The 2,597-nt window shown below is 59.8% G+C and carries 3 protein-coding genes; all 3 read left to right on the top strand.

Translation table 11 applies throughout. From position 1 onward, the window contains the following. Nucleotides 1-86: 86 nt before the first annotated feature. From PQR08_RS38420 to tnpC, 3 genes are read left to right on the top strand one after another with little or no spacing between them, the layout of a single operon-like run. Nucleotides 87-587, top strand: coding sequence for a transposase (locus PQR08_RS38420; RefSeq protein WP_408164441.1), 501 nt, complete (start codon nucleotides 87-89; stop codon nucleotides 585-587). Continuing rightward, complete coding sequence (gene tnpB, locus PQR08_RS38415) at nucleotides 563-916, top strand: IS66 family insertion sequence element accessory protein TnpB (protein WP_408164440.1); 354 nt, start codon at nucleotides 563-565, stop codon at nucleotides 914-916. Before PQR08_RS38420 ends, tnpB begins: the two co-directional genes overlap by 25 nt. A 31-nt stretch (nucleotides 917-947) precedes the next feature. Continuing rightward, complete coding sequence (gene tnpC / locus PQR08_RS38410; RefSeq protein ID WP_408164438.1) at nucleotides 948-2,528, top strand: IS66 family transposase; 1,581 nt, start codon at nucleotides 948-950, stop codon at nucleotides 2,526-2,528. The last annotated feature ends 69 nt before the right edge of the window (nucleotides 2,529-2,597 follow it).

The following is a 2,597-nucleotide window of genomic DNA, read 5'->3' as shown; positions in this document are numbered from 1 at the left end:
GTATGCGGTCCTTCAGGGACGCCCTAGCAATGGACGAGTGATTCTCTGATGCTACCTGTCCACGTGGACAGCTGGGATGAGAGTACATGACAGAACATCGAGATTTGCGTAGCCGTCTGGTGGTCGGCGCGAAGCGGGATGGTCGCCGGGAATACGATCCGCAAGCCCGCGAGGAACTGGTCCAGTTGTGCATGACGTCCGGCGTTTCGATAGCGCGTACGGCGATGGAATACGGCTTGAACCCGAATCTGTTGCGCGAGTGGATCACGCGCTATCAGAAGACACATGCGGCGCAGAATTCGGCGGAGAAGGAACTGAGGCCAGTAGACAGGGCATCGCTTGATGTTACGCCGCCGGCCTTGCGGACTCACGCGCCCGACGTGTCATCACCATTTGTACCGGTCGTTCAGGGGGCTGTGACGGTTGAACGAGCGGTGTCCGCGCGCACACCATCGATCACGGTTGCCTTGCACATACGTTTGCCCAACGGTGTTGAGTTCGACATCGCAGAGGCGACCATCGACGAGCTGACCACCGTGGTCCAGATGCTCGGGAGGATGCCGTGTTCCGGTTCGACGATAATCTGAAGGTCTACCTGCACCGCGATCCTGTCGACTTCCGCTACGGCATGAACAGTCTGTCGATTCTCGTCGAGCAGTCGATGCGCCTAAATCCGATGGACACGTCGCTTTACATCTTCGGAAACCGACGCCGTGACCGAATAAAGATTCTTGGCTGGGACGGCAGTGGTTTCTGGCTTTTGATAAAACGATTGGAGAGCAGCCACTTCATCTGGCCAGACAACAAGGCTGAGATCGTGTCAATGACGACCAACGTGTTGCACGCGTTGCTCGATGGCGATGACATCACCGCGATACGACGGCATCCGAAGCAGGAATATCGCCGCGTGAGCTGAACAGTGGGGCCGTGCGCTGGTCTAACCCGCCATGCCGATCAATGTCACGATCACCGCCGAGGAATTGAAGGCGTTGCTCGCCGAGCGCGATGCTGCTCGTGCATTGCGAGAAGAACAGGAGGCCTTACGCGGCGCCTTGCGGCTTGTGACGGCAGAGCGCGATCTTGCTGAGGAGCGACTCCGAGCCTACCGTCGCGAACTGTTCGGCGCCAAGAGCGAGGCACGAGATTCTGATCAACTTGGCTTGTTCAACGAAGCCGAGGTGCTCGGCGCGAATAGCGCGCCTGCCCAAGAAGACACGCCGGAGACGACGGTTGGCGCGCACAAGCGCAAGAAGCGCGGTCACCGTAAGCCGCTTGATCCCAATCTGCCGCGCGAGGTCGTGCGGCACGAATTGCCCGAAGCCGAACGCTTTTGCACGAACGATGGGCAAGCGCTCGTCGAGATCGGCGCGGAGATCAGCGAGCAGCTCGATGTGATCCCCGAGCAGCTTCGAGTGATCCAACACCAGCGTGTTAAATATGCGTGCCCGTGCTGCGATCTCGGCATCAAGGTCACTCCAGCGCCGCCGCGCATCATCGCGCGCGGACTGTTGAGCGAAGCAGCGCTCGCATGGATCGCCACCGGCAAATACCAGTTCGGCATGCCGCTCTATCGCCAGGCCGGTTTGCTGTGTCGCTTCGGCGGAGACATCTCGTCGAACACGATCGCCGCCAGCATGGTTCGCGTTGGCCTCGCGACCCAGCCCGTGATCAACCTCATGCGCGATGCGTTGCTCGATGCCGAACTGATCTACTGCGACGAGACGACGTTCCAGGTACTGAAAGAGAAAGGGCGCAAGCCGCAAACGAAGAGCTACCTCTGGGCGCAGATGACCAATTCAGGCATCCCCATCCGCTGCTTCAGCTATACGCCCGGACGCGGTGCCAAGCTGGCCGACAAGCTGTTCACGGGGATCCGCAAGGGCGCGGTTCTGATGACTGATGGCTACGAGCCCTACAACGACATAGCTCAACGCTACGACCTCGTGCACCTCGGATGTTGGGCACACCTAAGACGGTACTTCATCAAAGCGGAGGAGAACGTGCCGAAAGCCGCGCGTTCACCCGATCTGCTCGCGACACGCTTCATCACGCTGATCGGCAAGCTGTTCGCTGCGGAGGCCCGCTCTAAGAAATGGAAGCCTGAGCGACGACAGCGATTGCGACGGCGATACAGCACGCGCATACTCGACGCCATCTACGCTTTGGCCCTCGCGGAGTCGCCCGGCGTCGTACCGAAAAGTTTGCTCGGAAAGGCACTGACCTATCTGCGCGAACAGTGGCCGAAGCTGATCCGCTACGTCGAGAACGGCACTTGGGCCATCTCGAATAACCCTTGCGAGAATGCGATTCGCCCATTCGTCGTCGGGCGCCGCTCATGGCTTTTTAGCGACACCGTAGCGGGGGCGAACGCAAGTGCAAACCTCTACAGCCTGATCGAAACCTGCAAAGCCGGGGGCATCGATCCCTATCGCTACCTTCACTGGTTGTTCCAACGTCTTCCTCTGGCGAGGACCGTTGACGACTACGACGCGCTGCTTCCTTGGAAGATGCCCGCAGATCTCCGCTGACCCGCGTTGCTGACACTCATCGCGCGCTCTCCACCTTACTCCGAGGGGCGTCGTTCGTGGATCGCGTAC

The organism is Caballeronia jiangsuensis, assembly GCF_046030135.1.
GTDB classification, from domain to species: domain Bacteria; phylum Pseudomonadota; class Gammaproteobacteria; order Burkholderiales; family Burkholderiaceae; genus Caballeronia; species Caballeronia jiangsuensis.
This window is presented reverse-complemented; position numbering and strand designations above follow the sequence as displayed.